The sequence below is a fragment of the Staphylococcus sp. HMSC056G08 genome (genome assembly GCF_001812305.1).
In the GTDB taxonomy this organism is placed as follows: domain Bacteria; phylum Bacillota; class Bacilli; order Staphylococcales; family Staphylococcaceae; genus Staphylococcus; species Staphylococcus simulans.
Map to the genome: position 1 here is coordinate 39,021 of NZ_KV808482.1, position 18,169 is coordinate 57,189.

At 33.8% G+C, this 18,169-nt stretch carries 23 protein-coding genes; 22 read left to right on the forward strand and 1 reads right to left on the reverse strand.

Annotated elements, in window-relative coordinates:
* The first annotated feature begins 48 nt into the window (after positions 1-48).
* From HMPREF2846_RS07760 to holA, 21 genes are all read left to right on the forward strand, one after another.
* Positions 49-312, forward strand: coding sequence for an IreB family regulatory phosphoprotein (locus tag HMPREF2846_RS07760; RefSeq protein ID WP_023015119.1), 264 nt, complete (start codon positions 49-51; stop codon positions 310-312).
* A 3-nt stretch (positions 313-315) separates the two neighbouring features.
* Positions 316-741 carry a Holliday junction resolvase RuvX gene (gene ruvX / locus HMPREF2846_RS07765; RefSeq protein ID WP_002481101.1) on the forward strand — a complete coding sequence of 142 codons (426 nt, stop codon included), beginning with the start codon at positions 316-318 and terminating at the stop codon, positions 739-741.
* A gap of 24 nt (positions 742-765) precedes the next feature.
* The gene (locus tag HMPREF2846_RS07770; protein ID WP_002481100.1) at positions 766-1,077 is read left to right on the forward strand and encodes a DUF1292 domain-containing protein; all 312 of its coding nucleotides are present in this window, start codon (positions 766-768) and stop codon (positions 1,075-1,077) included.
* Between the two features lie 242 nt (positions 1,078-1,319).
* Positions 1,320-1,961, forward strand: a complete 642-nt coding sequence (locus tag HMPREF2846_RS07775) for an O-methyltransferase (protein WP_023015120.1) — start codon at positions 1,320-1,322, stop codon at positions 1,959-1,961.
* Positions 1,958-2,881 (forward strand): peptidase U32 family protein, encoded by a 924-nt coding sequence (locus HMPREF2846_RS07780; protein ID WP_023015121.1) that lies wholly within the window; start codon positions 1,958-1,960, stop codon positions 2,879-2,881. Before HMPREF2846_RS07775 ends, HMPREF2846_RS07780 begins: the two co-directional genes overlap by 4 nt.
* A 12-nt stretch (positions 2,882-2,893) precedes the next feature.
* Positions 2,894-4,165, forward strand: a complete 1,272-nt coding sequence (locus HMPREF2846_RS07785; protein ID WP_070626377.1) for a peptidase U32 family protein — start codon at positions 2,894-2,896, stop codon at positions 4,163-4,165.
* The gene (gene udk / locus HMPREF2846_RS07790) at positions 4,165-4,791 is read left to right on the forward strand and encodes a uridine kinase (RefSeq protein WP_002481096.1); all 627 of its coding nucleotides are present in this window, start codon (positions 4,165-4,167) and stop codon (positions 4,789-4,791) included. Before HMPREF2846_RS07785 ends, udk begins: the two co-directional genes overlap by 1 nt.
* 25 nt (positions 4,792-4,816) lie before the next feature.
* Positions 4,817-5,299: a transcription elongation factor GreA gene (greA, locus tag HMPREF2846_RS07795; RefSeq protein ID WP_002481095.1), complete on the forward strand. Its 483-nt coding sequence runs from the start codon at positions 4,817-4,819 to the stop codon at positions 5,297-5,299.
* Between the two features lie 207 nt (positions 5,300-5,506).
* Positions 5,507-6,193 carry a 5'-methylthioadenosine/adenosylhomocysteine nucleosidase gene (locus tag HMPREF2846_RS07800; RefSeq protein WP_070626378.1) on the forward strand — a complete coding sequence of 229 codons (687 nt, stop codon included), beginning with the start codon at positions 5,507-5,509 and terminating at the stop codon, positions 6,191-6,193.
* Between the two features lie 20 nt (positions 6,194-6,213).
* The gene (locus HMPREF2846_RS07805; RefSeq protein WP_002481093.1) at positions 6,214-6,741 is read left to right on the forward strand and encodes a YqeG family HAD IIIA-type phosphatase; all 528 of its coding nucleotides are present in this window, start codon (positions 6,214-6,216) and stop codon (positions 6,739-6,741) included.
* Positions 6,742-7,839 (forward strand): ribosome biogenesis GTPase YqeH, encoded by a 1,098-nt coding sequence (yqeH, locus tag HMPREF2846_RS07810; RefSeq protein WP_002481092.1) that lies wholly within the window; start codon positions 6,742-6,744, stop codon positions 7,837-7,839.
* 12 nt (positions 7,840-7,851) lie between these two features.
* The gene (gene aroE, locus HMPREF2846_RS07815; protein ID WP_057510451.1) at positions 7,852-8,661 is read left to right on the forward strand and encodes a shikimate dehydrogenase; all 810 of its coding nucleotides are present in this window, start codon (positions 7,852-7,854) and stop codon (positions 8,659-8,661) included.
* Positions 8,662-8,952 (forward strand): ribosome assembly RNA-binding protein YhbY, encoded by a 291-nt coding sequence (gene yhbY, locus HMPREF2846_RS07820; protein WP_002481090.1) that lies wholly within the window; start codon positions 8,662-8,664, stop codon positions 8,950-8,952.
* 3 nt (positions 8,953-8,955) lie between these two features.
* Positions 8,956-9,528, forward strand: a complete 573-nt coding sequence (locus HMPREF2846_RS07825; RefSeq protein WP_002481089.1) for a nicotinate-nucleotide adenylyltransferase — start codon at positions 8,956-8,958, stop codon at positions 9,526-9,528.
* Positions 9,518-10,102 carry a bis(5'-nucleosyl)-tetraphosphatase (symmetrical) YqeK gene (gene yqeK, locus HMPREF2846_RS07830; protein WP_002481088.1) on the forward strand — a complete coding sequence of 195 codons (585 nt, stop codon included), beginning with the start codon at positions 9,518-9,520 and terminating at the stop codon, positions 10,100-10,102. The genes HMPREF2846_RS07825 and yqeK overlap by 11 nt, the downstream gene beginning before the upstream one ends.
* A complete protein-coding gene (rsfS, locus tag HMPREF2846_RS07835) occupies positions 10,103-10,453 on the forward strand; it encodes a ribosome silencing factor (protein ID WP_070626379.1) in 351 nt (116 codons plus the stop codon).
* Positions 10,454-11,170 carry a class I SAM-dependent DNA methyltransferase gene (locus HMPREF2846_RS07840; RefSeq protein WP_070626380.1) on the forward strand — a complete coding sequence of 239 codons (717 nt, stop codon included), beginning with the start codon at positions 10,454-10,456 and terminating at the stop codon, positions 11,168-11,170.
* A gap of 53 nt (positions 11,171-11,223) precedes the next feature.
* Positions 11,224-11,907 carry a ComEA family DNA-binding protein gene (locus HMPREF2846_RS07845; RefSeq protein WP_070626381.1) on the forward strand — a complete coding sequence of 228 codons (684 nt, stop codon included), beginning with the start codon at positions 11,224-11,226 and terminating at the stop codon, positions 11,905-11,907.
* Positions 11,908-11,977: 70 nt separating this feature from the next.
* Positions 11,978-12,439, forward strand: coding sequence for a ComE operon protein 2 (locus tag HMPREF2846_RS07850; RefSeq protein ID WP_002481084.1), 462 nt, complete (start codon positions 11,978-11,980; stop codon positions 12,437-12,439).
* 7 nt (positions 12,440-12,446) lie between these two features.
* Positions 12,447-14,684 carry a DNA internalization-related competence protein ComEC/Rec2 gene (locus tag HMPREF2846_RS07855; RefSeq protein WP_070626382.1) on the forward strand — a complete coding sequence of 746 codons (2,238 nt, stop codon included), beginning with the start codon at positions 12,447-12,449 and terminating at the stop codon, positions 14,682-14,684.
* 69 nt (positions 14,685-14,753) lie between these two features.
* On the forward strand, positions 14,754-15,728 hold the full coding sequence (gene holA / locus HMPREF2846_RS07860) for a DNA polymerase III subunit delta (RefSeq protein ID WP_070626383.1): 975 nt from the start codon (positions 14,754-14,756) through the stop codon (positions 15,726-15,728).
* A 32-nt stretch (positions 15,729-15,760) separates the two neighbouring features.
* Here holA and rpsT read toward each other — a convergent pair whose 3' ends face one another.
* A complete protein-coding gene (gene rpsT / locus HMPREF2846_RS07865; protein WP_002481081.1) occupies positions 15,761-16,012 on the reverse strand; it encodes a 30S ribosomal protein S20 in 252 nt (83 codons plus the stop codon).
* A gap of 265 nt (positions 16,013-16,277) precedes the next feature.
* On the opposite strand from rpsT, the gene lepA reads away from it, so the two are divergent.
* On the forward strand, positions 16,278-18,101 hold the full coding sequence (gene lepA, locus HMPREF2846_RS07870; RefSeq protein ID WP_070626384.1) for a translation elongation factor 4: 1,824 nt from the start codon (positions 16,278-16,280) through the stop codon (positions 18,099-18,101).
* Positions 18,102-18,169 lie beyond the last annotated feature (68 nt).

Here is an 18,169-nt window from a genome sequence, read left to right on the forward strand (position 1 = left end):
GAATAGAGGATGTATCAGCCTACTATAGTAGAAGGAGTGTGTAGTAAAATGAACAATTTTGATAAAACAATGCGTTTCAATATTGAAGAAGTACCAAAAGATGATGTTAAATCCGTGCTGACTAATGTGTATCGTACCCTTGAAGAACGTGGTTATAATCCAGTAAACCAAATTGTAGGATATTTACTTTCAGGAGATCCTGCGTATATCCCACGTCATAACGAAGCAAGAAATCAAATCAGACGTATCGATCGTGATGATATCATGGAAGAACTTGTTTCTAATTATTTGAAGGTATCAGATAAAGAATAATCAATGTTATCACATAAAATTATCGGATTAGATGTTGGCAGCAAAACAGTCGGCGTTGCTGTGAGCGACTTAATGGGTTGGACTGCTCAAGGCTTAGATACACTCCGAATCAATGAAGAAGAAAATGAATTAGGTATAGACCGCTTGGCAGCTATCATTAAACAAGAGGATGCAGATACTGTCGTGATAGGATTACCGAAGAACATGAATAATTCTATTGGATTTAGAGGCGAAGCTTCGTTAAAATACAAAGAAGCACTCCTTGAAGCATTACCAGATCTTAAAGTGGTAATGTGGGATGAGCGCCTAAGTACAATGGCAGCTGAAAGGTCATTGTTAGAAGCAGATGTTTCTAGAAAAAAACGCAGCAAGGTCATCGATAAAATGGCAGCTGTGTTTATCTTGCAAGGCTATTTAGATTCACTTTAATTTACCGTAAAAGGAGCGTTATTTATGTCAGAGAAAAATCAAAATCAAGAAGCGGAATTACAAATCAACAACGATGAGGAATTATTAACTTTATTCGATGAAGAAGGCAATGAAGTCCTTTATCGTAAAGTATTAGAATTTTATCATCCTGAATTTGACAAAGAATATGTCATTTTAGCTGAAGAAGGCGAAGCGTCAGACGACGATGATATGATTGAATTAATTCCGATGATCAATGTCCCAGATGAGTCTGGTGACGGCGGTAAATTCTTACCAGTTGAAACTGAAGAAGAGTGGGACATGATTGAAGAAATCGTTAACACTGAAATGGAATAAATGAGCAGTCATGAAGCGGAGGTTATCCTCCGCTTTTTTCGTGCCTCGAAATCCAATTTTCACTTGACTCATAACAAAGTATTTTGCAGATATTCATTCTGAGTACTTAATATTCAATAGGTTTTATGGTAAAATATGTAAAGTTAAATAATGATATGTGCAACAGCGATATAAGAATCAGTCAAACTGCGACTGATTTATTTTTATTCTTTTGTACATTGTATGGATAAAGGAAGAGAAATATGAGCAAAAATGAAAGTTATTTAGTTGCGTTATCACAAAAGCATTCCCATCCATTAGAAAGATTAAGACCTTATGCGATAGAACATGAGGTACCGATTATTCATCCTTTATCATTAGATATGATCAAACAGTTGATACGCATCCATCAGCCTAAGCGTATTTTAGAAATCGGTACTGCTATTGGCTATAGCGCTATGCATTTTGCGTCTGTTGATCCTTCTGTGCATATATGGACGATTGAACGTGATAAAAACATGTATCAACAAGCTGAACAAAACATTGAAGACTTTGGATATCAAACGCAAATTCATATGATTTATGGAGATGCGAGAGAAACATTTGACCAAGTCTCTGATACACAGTTCGATATGATATTTATCGATGCGGCAAAAGCACAAACAAAGAAATTCTTTGAACTGTATACCCCCTTGCTTAGAGAAGGCGGTTTAGTCGTCATTGATAACATTTTATATCATGATTTTGTTGCTGATATTGATGTAGTTCGCAGCAGAAATATTAAACAAATGGTGAAGAAGATTCAAAAGTTCAACGCATGGTTAAATGATAACGAAGCATATCAAACAAACTTTTTAGATATAGAAGACGGTTTAGCAATAGCCGTAAAAGGAGACTCGAAATGACAGAATTACTCGTGACACCTAAATCAGTCGCACATATTGAGACTTTAATTGAAAAAGGTGCTGATGCTTTTGTGATAGGCGAACAAAAGTTCGGTTTACGCTTAGCAGGTGAATTTGATCGTACTGCGATGAGAGAAGCGGTCGATATCATTCATGCACATGGCAAAAAAGCATATGCGGCTGTTAACGGTATTTTTCATAACTATCACTTAAACGCTGTAGAAGATTATATTGATTTCTTACACGAAATCAGAGTAGATCGCATTATCTTCGGTGACCCGGCAGTCGTGATGTATGTTAAAGCACAACAAAACCCAATTGCTTTGAACTGGGACGCTGAAGCATTAGTCACAAACTACTTCCAGTGCAATTACTGGGGTAAACGTGGTGCGAAACGTGCTGTACTTGCGCGCGAATTGAATTTAGAAGAAATCTTGAACATTAAAGCACATGCGGATGTTGAAATTGAAGTACAAGTCCATGGTATGACATGTATGTTCCAATCAAAACGTATGCTGCTCGGCAATTATTATACATTCCAAGACAGACAAATGAAGATAAAACGTAATGAAACAGACAAGGATTTATTGTTATACGATGAAGAACGCGAAAATCAATATCCTGTGTTTGAAGATTATAACGGCACACATATTATGTCACCGAATGATATCTGCTTGATTGAAGAGTTAGAGCCGTTGCTTGAAGCGGGCATCGACAGCTTGAAAATTGATGGTGTATTACATACAGAAGAATATATTAACGTATGTACAGAACAATATAGAGAAGCCATTGATTTATATCATGAAGACCCTGAAGCTTATGAAGATGAAAAATTCATGCTCGTTGATCCGATTGAAGCCATTCAACCAGACCATCGACCATTCGATGAAGGATTCTTATTCAAACATACCGTTTATTAAGGAGGAAAAATCTTGGTTACTCAAGTTAAAGAAGTAAAAACACAACCTAAACGCCAAGTGAAAAAGCCAGAGTTGCTTGCACCTGCAGGTAACTTGGAAAAACTGAAAATTGCTGTACATTATGGGGCAGACGCAGTCTTTTTAGGCGGACAAGAGTATGGACTCCGTTCTAATGCTGATAACTTCACAATGGAAGAAATCAAAGAAGGCGTTGAATTCGCATCACAATACGGTGCAAAAATTTATGTCACAACAAATATCATCGCGCATGATGAAAATATGGATGGTTTAGAAGATTATTTAAGAAATCTAGAAGACACAGGCGCAACAGGAATTATTGTTGCGGACCCATTGATTATTGAAACATGTAAACGTGTCGCACCTAAACTTGAAATTCATTTATCAACACAACAATCACTAAGTAACTATAAAGCAGTAGAGTATTGGAAAGAAGAAGGTTTAGATCGTGTTGTACTTGCACGTGAAACAGGCGCAATGGAAATGAAAGAGATGAAAGAAAAAGTAGATATCGAAATCGAAGCTTTTATCCATGGCGCAATGTGTATCGCATATTCCGGTCGCTGTACTTTAAGTAATCATATGACAGCACGTGACTCTAACCGCGGCGGATGCTGCCAAAGCTGTCGTTGGGATTATGACTTATTAGAAGTCGATGAAGATGGCGACTTAGACTTGTTTTATAAAGAAGAAGAAGTCGTTCCATTTGCGATGAGTCCTAAAGACTTGAAGTTAATCGAATCTATTCCAAACATGATGGATATCGGTATTGATTCACTTAAAATCGAAGGACGTATGAAATCAATTCACTATATTGCGACTGTTGTTTCTGTCTATCGTAAAGTGATTGATGCTTATGCAGCAGACCCTGACAACTTTAAAATTAAACCAGAGTGGTTAATAGAATTAGATAAATGTGCTAACAGAGACACTGCTTCTTCATTCTTTGAAGGCACACCAGGTTATCAACAACAAATGTTCGGTAATGAATCTAATAAGAAAACACCATATGATTTCTGCGGTTTAGTGTTAGACTATGACAAAGAAACAAAAATGGCGACAATTCAGCAGCGTAATCACTTTAAACCTGGACAAGAAATTGAATTCTTCGGTCCTGAAATCGATAACTTTACACAAGTCGTCGAAGCGATTTATGACGAAGAAGGCAATGCATTAGATGCTGCACGTCACCCACTTCAAATTGTTCAATTTAAAGTGGATCATGATATTTATCCAAACAACATGATGCGAAAGGAAATAGGATAATGAAAGCCACTACCATTATAGGCATTGCAGGCGGTTCTGGATCAGGTAAAACATCAGTCACAAACGAAATTCTGCATAATTTAGAAGGTCATAGTGTTGCATTAATTGCACAAGACTACTATTATAAAGACCAATCACATTTAACATTTGAAGAACGCTTACAAACGAATTATGACCATCCGTTTGCGTTCGATAATGATTTATTGATTCAAAATCTAATCGATTTACGCAATGGTATACCTGTAGAGGTACCGACGTATGATTATGTCAATCATACGAGAAGCCCTGAAACCATTGCATTTCAACCGAAAGATGTTATTATCGTAGAAGGAATATTTGCACTAGAAAACAAAACATTACGTGATTTAATGGATGTTAAGATTTATGTCGATACCGATGCAGATTTACGTATCTTAAGACGCTTGATGCGTGATACGAAAGAGCGAGGTCGCTCTATGGAATCTGTCATTGATCAATATATGTCTGTCGTACGTCCGATGCATAATCAATTCATCGAACCGACTAAACGTTATGCGGATATTATTATCCCTGAAGGCGGCAGTAATAAAGTTGCTATCGATATAATGACGACAAAAATCCAATCATTAATACAAAATCAACAGTAACACTTGAGTAAAGGAAGATGAAAATATGGAAAACCAAAAACAATATCCAATGACCCAAGAAGGTTTTGAAAAGCTAGAACAAGAACTTGAAGAATTAAAAACTGTCAAACGACCTGAAGTCGTAGAAAAAATCAAAGTTGCACGTTCTTTCGGGGACTTATCTGAGAACTCTGAGTATGATGCAGCGAAAGATGAACAAGGTTTCATTGAACAAGATATCCAACGTATTGAACACATGATTCGCAATGCATTGATTATTGAAGATACAGGCGATAACAATGTGGTACAAATCGGGAAAACTGTGACATTTGTTGAACTGCCTGATGGCGATGAAGAAGTGTATCAAATTGTTGGGTCTGCAGAAGCAGATGCATTCAATGGCAAAATTTCAAACGAATCACCGATTGCAAAAAGTTTAATCGGTAAACATCTAGAAGACGAAGTTCGTGTACCACTTCCAAACGGTGCAGAAATGAAAGTGAAAATTACTAATATTCAATCACAATAATCATTTATCACAAAGGCTGATATCGCTTTATGATAAATAGATAACAAAGGGTTGGTGATACTTTTGTTTGAAGCTTGCTTCAAATGGACAAAAGTAAAGCGCCAACCTTTTTTATGTGATGATCGTGGTGAACATGGTCTTTGATCGTTGCACTAGACAAATTATGATAAAATATCACTGATAGTTCATTTGAAAGGGGAAATGGCAATGATAGGAATCATTGGCGCAATGGAAGAAGAAATAATGATATTAAAAGAACATATTGAGGATTTAGAAGAAGTTACCATTGCTCATGTAAAATTTTATAAAGGTAAAATTAATGATAAAGCAGTCGTCTTGACGTTAAGCAGTATCGGTAAAGTTAACGCAAGTATCTCCACTGCTTTACTTATTCAACAATTCTCCCCAGAGGCAATTTTGAATACAGGTTCTGCAGGGGCGCTGGATCACTCGTTGAATGTGGGTGATGTCTTAATTGGAACAGAAGCGATGTATCATGATGCGGATGCGACGGCATTTGGTTATGAATTGGGACAAATTCCGAATATGCCGATTGCGTATGAAGCGGATGATAACTTAGCAGAATTAGCACAAGCTGTTATTGAGAAGCAAAACTTAACAGGTCGCTTAGGTATGATTGTCAGCGGCGACAGTTTTATCGGTGAAGTTAAACAACGTGAATACATTAAAGAACATTTCCCTAAAGCTATGGCTGTAGAGATGGAATCTGCAGCAATTGCACAAACATGTTATCAATTTAACACACCGTTTATTATTACAAGAGCAGTATCAGATTTAGCGAATGGCGAAGCAAATATTACGTTTGATGAATTCATTGGAGAAGCAGCGAAAACATCAAGTGAAACTGTACTCCAAATGTTAAAATCATTATAAAGATAAGGTGGATTAATGTAATGGGAATTTTAAGTAGGAATTTTATGCCGAATGCTTATGTTAAATCAATCCATGAAATAGACTTTGATCAGTTAGCAGAAAATGGAATCAAAGGCGTTATTACGGATTTGGACAATACATTAGTAGGTTGGGACGAAGCTGATCCGACACCGGCAGTCATTCATTGGTTTAATATGTTGAATGAAAAAGGTATCAAAGTGACTGTGGTTTCAAATAACCATCAAGGCAGAGTATCTAGTTTCTGCCAACCACTCAAAGTCAACTATATCTTTGAAGCTAAAAAACCGATGGGGAAAGCCTTTAAACATGCATCAGAACGTATGGGATTAAAGCCTGAAGAGACTGTTGTTATTGGTGATCAAATGATGACAGATGTCTTTGGCGGTAATAGACGTGGCATGTATACTGTTATGGTTGTTCCTGTAAAAAAAACTGATGGATTTATCACGAAATTCAATCGAATTATTGAAAGACGTTTATTACACAGATACAAAAGAAAAGGCTATATTAAATGGGAGGAAAATTGATTGACAGAAACGAAATGTATTGGATGCGGTGCGACTTTACAAGCCGATGATCCAAAGAAACCAGGTTATGTGCCAGCGCACAATCTGCATAAAGAAGATGTGATATGTCAACGCTGTTTCAGATTAAAAAATTATAATGAGATTCAAGATGTGGGTATGGATAGCCAAGATTTCTTGGACTTATTAAATCATCTTGCAGATAAAAAAGGACTTGTAGTCAATGTAGTAGATATCTTTGATTTTGAAGGTTCCTTCATAAATGCTTTAAAGCGTATTGTAGGGAATAAAAAAGTGATTCTTGCAGCGAATAAAATTGATTTATTACCTAAACAAATTAATAAACGCCGTGTTAAAGATTGGTTGAAAAAATCCGCGCGAAAATATGGGTTGGAAGCGGAAGATGTTGTTTTAATTTCTGCAGAAAAAGGATACGGGATTCAAGATTTATTAGAAGCTATCCAACAACACCGAAAACAAGAAGATGTTTATATCGTAGGCACAACCAATGTTGGGAAATCTACATTAATCAATAAACTGATTGAACAAAGTGTAGGTGAAAAGAATGTAGTAACAACTTCACGATTCCCAGGAACAACTTTAGATTTAATAGATATTCCATTAGACGATCATTCATTTATGTACGATACACCTGGTGTCATCCAAGATCATCAAATGACGCATTATGTTTCTGAAAAAGAACTTAAACAAATTATGCCTAATAAAGAAGTAAAACAACGTGTTTATCAATTAAACGAAGAACAAACACTCTTCTTTGGAGGATTAGCAAGAATCGATTACGTTTCTGGAGGTAAACGCCCACTGGTTTGTTATTTTTCTAATAATTTGCCGATTCATCGGACTAAAACTGAAAAAGCCAATGAGTTATGGCGAACTCAGCTCGGTAAATTATTAGCACCACCAAGTAATAAAGATGATTTTAATTTAGACGAAATGAAAGCAGTACGCTTGGAAACGGGTAAAGAGAAGAGAGACGTAATGATTGCAGGGTTAGGTTTTATAACAATTGGACCTGGAGCAAAAGTTATTGTCAGAGTTCCGAAATCAGTTGATGTTGTATTGAGAAATTCAATCATGTAGCAGGTGATAGTTATGAAATTTGCAGTAATCGGTCATCCTATAGACCACTCGTTATCTCCAATTATGCACGACGCAAACTTTAAAGCGTTAAAGCGAGATGACACTTATGAAGCATTAAACATTCCACCAAAACATTTTCATTTAATCAAAGAAATTATAAATGAAAAACAATTGGATGGTTTTAATATTACTATTCCGCATAAGGAAAACATTATACCTTACCTTGATGAAATAGATTCACATGCCGAAACAATTGGCGCTATTAATACAGTGAAGATTGAAAATGGTCGTTGGTTAGGTTATAACACTGATGGCATTGGTTATGTTAAAGGGTTGCAAGAAGTATATCCAAAACTAGAAAATGCAAAAATATTGCTAATAGGAGCAGGTGGCGCTAGTAAAGGTTTAGCAGCCGCATTGAATGAGATTGTTACAACACCTTTAGCTGTTGCGAATCGTACAATGAGCAGATTCGATACTTGGGATTTATCTGTAGAACAATTAACGCTAAGTGATGCTGAGAAAATGTTGGGGCGTTTTGATATTGTCATAAATACTACACCTGCTGGAATGAATAAAAATAAAGATGTAGTGATATCATTAGATAACCTAGCACCTCATACACTTGTTAGTGATATCGTCTATATTCCATCCAAAACGCCGATATTAGCACTCGCTGAAGAAAAAGGTAATCCTATATATAATGGCTTGGATATGTTTGTTAATCAGGGTGCTGAAAGTTTTAAAATTTGGACAGGTCAAACAGCTGATACTGAGGCGATGAAAACGGCAGTAATCGAACAATTAAAAAGGAGAAATTAAATGCTTACAGGAAAACAAAAGAGATTTTTAAGAAGTAAAGCGCATCATGTGAACCCTACTTTTCAAATTGGAAAAGCTGGTTTAAATGAAAATATGATTGAGCAACTAGATGAAATTTTAGAAAATAGAGAGTTAATAAAAATTCATATCTTACAAAATAATATGGATGATAAAAGTGAACTTGCACGAGCTGTAAGTGAAGCAACAAATAGTGAATTGGTACAAGTAATTGGGTCTATGATTGTTCTATATAAAGAATCAAAAGAAAATAAGCAAATTGAATTACCTTAATTAATGACGCAATCAATAGTATTATACGGGGGCCAATTCAATCCAATTCATACAGCACATTTAGCTGTAGCAAGTGAAGTGTATCATCAATTAAAACCAGATCGTTTTTTATTTTTACCGAGTTACATGTCACCACTTAAAAGCCATAATTCTGAATTAAACACAACACATCGTCTAAAGATGTTAGAAATCGCTACAGAAGAATTAGGATTTGGTGAGGTATGCTTGGATGAAATAGAACGACAAGGTCAAAGTTATACTTACGACACACTAAATGCAATTAAATCTGAACACCCTGATTCAAGACTTTTCTTTATTATCGGCACAGACCAATACGAACAATTAGAACGTTGGTATCGTATTGATGAACTTAAACAAATTGTTACATTTGTTGTTGTCAATCGAGGTAAAGAAGTACAGGAAGTATCAGAAGACATGATAGCTGTAAGGATACCTAGAATTGATATCAGTTCATCATTGATTCGTCACCGTGTACAATCAGGTGAATCAATACAAATTCTAGTTCCTAAACAGGTTGAATCATATATCAGAAGGGAGCGATTATATGAAAATTGAAGAAGCTATCAAACTAGTTGAAGAAAAACTGCCAAAGAAAAGATATAAACATTCATTAAGAGTAGCTGAGACAGCAAAACATTTAGCTGAAATCCATAAAGGGGACGTGGAAAAAGCTGAACTTGCTGGTGTTTTACATGACTTTTCAAAATATGATGATTTAGGATATATGTATCAAATTGTAGGTCAGCATAATTTAGATCCAGATTTATTAAGTTATGGTTCAGAAATTTTACATGGCCCAGTCTGTGCAGTTATTATGAAAGAGAAGTATGGTATTACTGATGAAGAAGTATTAGCTGCTATTCACTATCATACGACTGGTCGTGCACAAATGACAAAAACAGAAAAATTGGTTTTTATTGCGGACTATATTGAACCAAAAAGAGAAATACCAGGCGTTGAAGAAATTAGAGGAATGGCAGAACAACCAGGCAACTTAGATCAAACAATTTATGAAATCTCTAAAAGAACAGTGCTATTTTTAATTGGTAAAGATATCAGTGTGTACAAAGCGACGATTGATTGCTTAAACTACTATAATTTCAGTGATGAAAGAATAAAGGATGATTAAATGCAAGTAGAACAAATTTTAGATATAGCGATTAAAGCAGTTGAAAGTAAAAAAGCAGAAGAAGTTATTTCACTTAATTTAGAAGGTATTCATGATATGGCAGACTACTTTGTTATTTGTCATGGTAGTAATGAACTTCAAGTACAAGCAATCGGTAGAGCGGTAAAAGAAGCTGCAGATAAAGAAGGTATTAATGTTTCAGTGTTTGAAGGTTTAAACGAAGCAAGATGGATTTTATTAGATTTATCTGGTGTTATCGTACACATCTTCCATAAAGATGAACGCGGCTATTATAACATTGAAAAACTTTATAGAGATGCACCGATGAAAACATATGAGGAAGCTTATTAAATGAGCCAGTATGAAGGCTTTAGCCAATATTATGATGAGCTTACACAAGATCAACCATACAATCAATGGCTAGAAATTATACGACAAGCAACTTCTAAGCGAACTAGTATATTGGATATTGGCTGTGGTACTGGTAGTTTGACGACGTTATTAACTGATTTTAAAAGTGTAACAGGAATGGATTTAAGTAGTGATATGCTCGCAGTTGCTTCCCAAAAGTCTGATTCAGTTAGATGGATTGAGGGTGACATGACAGATTTTGAATTAGGTCAAAATTTTGATGTCATTACTATATTGTGTGATTCATTAAATTATATTACTGATCAACATGATGTTATTGAAACATTTAAGCATGTATATCGCCATTTAAATACTGATGGAACATTTATCTTTGATGTCCACTCAAAGTTTAAAATGAATACGCTATTTGCAAATCAAACATATATTGATGAAACTGAACATATCTTTTTAGCATGGGAAGCAATTCAAGGTGATTTACCTGACAGTGTATGGCATTATATGACTTTCTTTGAACAACAAGACGATGGAAGTTATCGACGTTTTGATGAAGAGCATTTTCAAAAAACATTCAGCGAACAAGCATATATTGAAATGCTTAATGAAGTTGGTTTTAGCCATATTTATACATTTTATGACTTTGATATTGAAAATCATGATGAACAAAGCGATCGCTTATTCTTCATAGTAAAAAAATAAAAGAAGAAAAATCACTCCTTTAAACGTTTAAAAGATAAAGGAGTGAATTTTTTATGTTAGAACAGTTAAAACACTACTATAACCAATATAAGCATTTCTCATGGTTATTGGTTATTGCAGTTATTGTGCTTGCTTTTATTTTAATGAAACTACACTCTGATAGTAGTAACCAAGAAATAGAATCAACTGCTCAAAATGTGAGCAACTCTCATTTAGATAATGACAAACAAAATTTTTCAAAAAAGAAAGAATCAAACAAAGAGGCCGACACAGAAACTGAAGCAAATAGAAAAACTAAAGTAGTAGTGGTAGATGTTAAGGGGGCTGTTGAACACCCTGATATTTATGAAATGAAAGATAATCAACGTATAAAAGATGTGTTAAATAAAGCAAAACTAACGAGCAAGGCTGATTTAACAACTATCAATCTTTCGGAGAAATTAACTGACCAAAAAATGATTTTCATACCAGAAAAAGTTCAAAATCTAACAACAAGTAGTAGCATAAGCACCTCTAGTACACAAAGCACTAATAAATCACCACAAACGAAAGTTAACCTTAACAGTGCCAAAGAAAATGAATTAACTACTGTGAACGGCTTAGGACCTTCTAAAGCAAAGGCGATCATTGAATTTAGAGAAACAAAAGGACCTTTTAATAGTGTGGATCAATTGAAAAATGTTAAAGGTATCGGAGAAAAATCGTTCGAGAAGTTAAAAGAATATTTTACAGTTTAACAATATTGATTTATTACTGTGCAGATTTGTAATAAAATAGTATTGTTATAAGACAAAGGAGGTTCAAAGTGTGGAAAGAATTAAATGGGAAGAATACTTTATGGCTCAAAGCCATTTGTTATCTCTTCGCTCAACATGTACAAGATTATCTGTAGGGGCTACTATAGTGAAAGATAATAGAATCATAGCTGGTGGCTATAATGGTTCAGTTGCAGGTGAAGTACATTGTATTGACGAAGGTTGTTTAATGGAAGATGGACATTGTATAAGAACAATACATGCAGAAATGAACGCGATTCTTCAGTGTGCAAAACAGGGTGTTTCAACTGAAGGAGCAACGATATATGTCACACATTTCCCATGTTTGAACTGTACGAAATCTATTATTCAAGCAGGTATTAAGAAAATCTACTATGCTAAAGATTACCATAACCATGATTATGCTTTAAAATTACTGAAACAATCAGGGATTGAATATAAAAAAATACCATTTGATGCCGATCAAGTTGCAGAATTCTTAACGAAGAAGTGATTCATATTTGATATATATCGCACTTGCATTTTTAGAAGGCATCTTATTGATATATAATAAGCCGCTTGCATACATTCTTGCCGGCTTATTATTTTTAATGTTATACAAAAGAAAGCTATCAATATTATTAACCATATTGATATTATGTCAACCTATAATAAGTTATGAATTTTTTTCTAGCCATATGAAGTCTAATATTCAAGATTTAAAGTGGTTTAAGATTCATAGTCATTTGAATAATAGCATTGAAATTACTCAATTAAAGGTTAAAAACGAAAAATATGTAGAAGGGATAGCAAAATTACAAAATCATTCAGTCAAACTTTTCTATTTTCCAAAGCAAAAAAGTCATTTAATTGAATTGAAAAAGTTACCCTCAAACTTAAATTGTATTGTAGAAGGGCAGCTAAAAGTTGATTCAGATTTTAACGACACGATTTCACTTATGGTAAATAAATTTAATACGAAATCGTGCACTGCTATCGAGTCTAATTCCGTTCATTCAATAATTGAAAAACACAAGGCTTTTTCATTAACTCGCTTAAAATTAAATTCTCCATACTGGCAAAATACTTATGCAATGATTACAGGGGATGTCAGTTATATTGATAAAGGTTCAATTGAACTTGATAAAGAAATCGGCATTTATCATCTATTGGCCGTAAGTAGTTCACATGTCGTTGTAATAGCATCTATATTTTACTTTGTATTTAATCGTTTCTCTATTCCTCTTTTTATTACAAAGACTTTTATTATCTTCGTATTGTTTTTATTTGCTTATTATACTAATTTTGCACCGAGCGCTTTAAGAGCAATACTTTGTATGTCCTTAGTCATGATTATTCCAAAAAGATTCTATCAATCATTATTAGACATACTAGCAACAGTCTTCCTTTTTTTATGTGTTACCAATCCTGATATCGTTTTTGATATTGGATTTCAATTCTCATTCTTAATCACTTTTTTCATTATGTTATGCGCTCCAATTTTAAAAACATTAACAACTATACAATCTATGTATGCAATGACATTCATAGCACAAATCGGATCATTTTTAGTGAGTGCGTTTCATTTTAATCAGATTCAGTGGATTGGTTTTGTTGCTAACTTCATCTTTATACCATTTTATTCATTCATTCTATTTCCCATTGCTATCTTCACTTTTTTCTATTATCAATTTTTTGGTTCAAATCTGTTATTAAATCAAATAATCTCGTTTAGTTATTGGTTACATGACACGCTCTTAATTCCGATTTTCAAGCATTTAACATGCTATAGATGGTTTATAGGGGAAATGAACAGCTTACTTTTAGCTGGTACCCTTATTTGGCTCGTATTGATGTTTACGTTAACTACAAATGGCAAAATAAAAAAATCTACTGTTATTTTTATACTTGGAAGTATCATTATTACTTATTCAGCATCATTACCACATTTAAGATTTACAGCACTTAATGTTGGACAAGGAGATTCTTTTTTATTTGAAACAGGAGCTAGACAACGCATATTAATAGACACAGGAGGTAAGGCACAAAACGAAAATGAGCTCTTTGATTTTAGTACCAAGAATGCAAATGCTTCTCATTCTATCAGCAAGTTTCATGTGCTGCCAACCCTCCGTAAAAGAGGTATTTCTACGTTAGATTATGTCATTATTACACATCCACATGCTGATCATATCGGTGAACTAGATTATATAATTAGTCATGTTCACATTAAACGCTTAATCATTAATTTTAAAAGTTATCCCACTCACACATTAATGCAATTAAAAGACTTGTGTCATAAATATAGAACCACTCTATTAGATGTTAATAGTATTTCTTCGATTAAACTAGGAGATAATAAAATAAAATTTTATAATACGGCAATCACTCAAAGTAAGGATTTAAACGATCATTCAATAATAGCTTTGATACAAACTAAGACATATAACATATTAACAACTGGAGACGCGACAATAAAAAATGAACAGAAGTTGCTATCGAATTATAAACTTCCGAAAATAGATATATTGAAAGTAGGACATCATGGCAGTAAAACAAGTAATAGTGAAGTATATTTAAATACTATTCATCCTACTTATAGTATTATATCGAGCGGTCAAAACAACGTATATAAATTACCTAATAAATCTGTAGTAGATAGATTAAAAAAAGTAGGTACTAAGTTATACAATACGCAAAACAATGGGGAAGTGACTTTCAAATTAAATAAGGAAATTGAGGTGGAAACTGAAAAATAATTATAAATGGTCTGACTATCGGACAAATGATATAATACTTAAGTATGCTAATTTTGAGAGGTGCAAGTTGTGGAAAATAATATTATTACTATTTATGGTGAAGTTCCAGAGCTTATAGAAAAGAAAACGCAAGAACTTACGCAACAGTATTTGCAAGGTGAAAAAGATGAATTCAATTATGCAAGTTTTAATTTAAATGAAACTGAAATCAGTGTATGTATTGAAGAAGCTTTAACTTTACCGTTCTTCTCTAACTTGAAGGCTGTTATTGTGAAAAACGCTTATATCTTTACAGGTGATAGAGGTAATAAAGATTTAAATCATAATATAGAGCAACTGCAGGAATTTATTGAAAAATATGATGGTCCTTCATTGGTTATATTTGAAGTTTATAATCCTAAGCTAGACGAGCGTAAAAAGCTTGTTAAAAGCTTAAAAAAATATACAAAACTGGTTAAAATCGAGCAAATGTCTGAAGATGAGCTTAAAAATTGGATTAAGCATACCTTAAATGAACAATATAAGGATATTAAACAAGATGCTTTGAACTTATTTATTGATTTAACAGGTATAAATTTTAACTTAGTTAAACAAGAGTTAGAAAAAATTATCTTATATTTAGGAGATCGTCCAACTATAACTAAACAAGATGTTGAGACAATTGTAAATAGAAGCCTAGAGCAGAACGTTTTCTTATTAACAGATTATATTCAACAAGGAAAAAAAACTGAAGCAGTGCATTTAGTGAATGATTTAATTACTCTAAAAGAAGAACCAATTAAGTTGTTGGCTTTGATTGCTAGTAATTTCAGGTTATATTATCAATGCAAAATTCTAGCTAAAAAAGGTTATTCACAAGCTCAAATCGCTAAAACTGTCAGTGTCCACCCATTTAGAGTGAAATTAGCATTGAGAGCATCTAGACAGTATGATTTGAAGCACTTGATGAATATTATGAATGCATGTGCTGAAACTGATTATAAATTAAAATCTTCGTATATGGACAAACAGCTTATATTAGAACTCTTTATTTTATCCATATAAAAAAAGTTCAAGCAGATGCTTGAACTTTTTCATTATTTAGCTGCAACCATTAATTTTGATTTAATGCGGTCAGCTTTATTTGAGTGAATTAAGTTAGCTTGAGAAGCTTTGTCGACTTTTTTCACAGCGATACGTACTAATTCATTTTTGTTTTCAGCGTTTTCAGCGATAGCTGTTTTCGCACGTTTAACTGCAGTACGCATAGCATTTTTTTGAGAAATGTTTTGTGCTTCAGCTTTGTTAGTTGTTTTAACACGTTTAATAGCAGATTTAATATTTGGCATTGAATGTCACCTCCTAAAAGTGATCTATGATCATCAAATAAATATTTGATTACAACAAGAAACATTTTATCAAATGTACTATTAAACTGCAATCATTTATTTTCAATGAGGCTTTTAACAAGCGATGATTTACAGTAAAATAGAGTCTGTCAGTAAAATGTACATGAAATTGCCATTAGTTGCAATTATGGGGCAAACACGTTATTATATCAAAGAATATCATACATAATGCTCTATTTGAATATTATGAAAGTGAGTAGATAGAATGAATAATGAAGAACGGTTAAACCGACAAGAAAATATTAGAAACTTTTCTATCATTGCCCATATTGACCATGGAAAGTCAACGTTGGCTGATAGAATTTTAGAAAACACTAAAAGTGTTGAAACACGAGAAATGCAGTCACAATTATTAGATTCAATGGATTTAGAAAGAGAACGCGGTATCACTATTAAGTTGAATGCGGTTAGATTAAAATACGAAGCTAAAGATGGTAAGAATTATATTTTCCACTTAATTGATACACCAGGGCATGTCGATTTTACTTATGAAGTTTCTCGTTCTTTAGCAGCATGTGAAGGGGCTATTTTAGTTGTAGATGCTGCACAAGGTATCGAAGCACAAACACTGGCAAACGTATACCTTGCACTTGATAATGACTTAGAATTACTTCCTGTAGTGAATAAGATTGATTTACCAGCTGCAGATCCTGAACGTGTTAAAAAAGAAATTGAAGATGTTATTGGTTTAGATCAAGATGATGTAGTTTTAGCAAGTGCTAAATCTAATATTGGTATTGAAGAAATATTAGAAAAAATCGTTGAAGTCGTACCACCACCAGAAGGGGATCCTTCTGAACCATTAAAAGCATTAATTTTCGACTCTGAATATGATGCTTATAGAGGTGTTATTTCTTCAATTCGAATTATGGATGGCGTAGTTAAAGCAGGGGACAAAATCAAAATGATGGCGACTGGTAAAGAATTCGAGGTAACCGAAGTTGGTATTAACACACCTAAACAACTTCCAGTCGAAGAACTAACTGTTGGAGATGTTGGCTACATCATCGCAAGCATCAAAAATGTGGATGATTCACGTGTAGGGGATACTATCACGCATGCAGAACGCCCAGCAGCACAACCATTAAAAGGTTATAAAAAAATGAATCCAATGGTGTTCTGTGGTTTATTCCCAATTGATAATAAAAAATATAATGATTTAAGAGAAGCCTTAGAAAAATTACAGCTAAATGATTCATCACTAGAATTCGAACCTGAGACTTCTCAAGCTTTAGGCTTTGGTTTCCGTACAGGATTCTTAGGCATGCTGCATATGGAAATTATTCAGGAACGTATCGAACGAGAATTTGGAATCGAATTAATTGCGACAGCTCCATCTGTAATTTATGAATGTATTCTAAAAAATGGTGAGAAAAAAATCGTTGATAATCCAGCACAAATGCCTGAGAGAGATCAAATTGATGAAATTTATGAGCCTTACGTTAGAGCAACAATGATGGTACCGAATGATTATGTAGGTGCTGTTATGGAATTATGCCAACGTAAGCGTGGACAATTTATCAATATGGATTATTTAGATGATATTCGTGTCAATATTATTTATGAAATTCCACTTTCAGAAGTAGTATTTGATTTCTTCGACCAACTTAAATCAAATACAAAAGGCTATGCTTCATTTGATTATGAACTAATCGGCTATAAAGAAAGTGATTTAGTTAAAATGGATATCTTATTAAACGGCGAAAAAGTAGATGCTTTAAGTTTTATTGTTCATAAAGAATTTGCATATGAACGCGGTAAAGCGCTTGTTGAAAGGTTAAAAATGTTAATCCCTAGACAACAATTCGAAGTACCCGTACAAGCTGCAGTTGGCCATAAAATCATTGCCCGTACAAATATTAAATCAATGGGTAAAAATGTACTTGCGAAATGTTATGGTGGGGATATCAGCCGTAAACGTAAATTATTAGAAAAGCAAAAAGCAGGTAAAGCAAAAATGAAAGCAGTAGGTAATGTTGAAATACCTCAAGACGCTTTCTTAGCAGTATTAAAAATGGATGAAGATTAATAATAAGGTTGGGACTCTAATGTCCCAGCTTTTTATTTTGAATTTTGTCCTAAAAGCGAGGCGAAAAT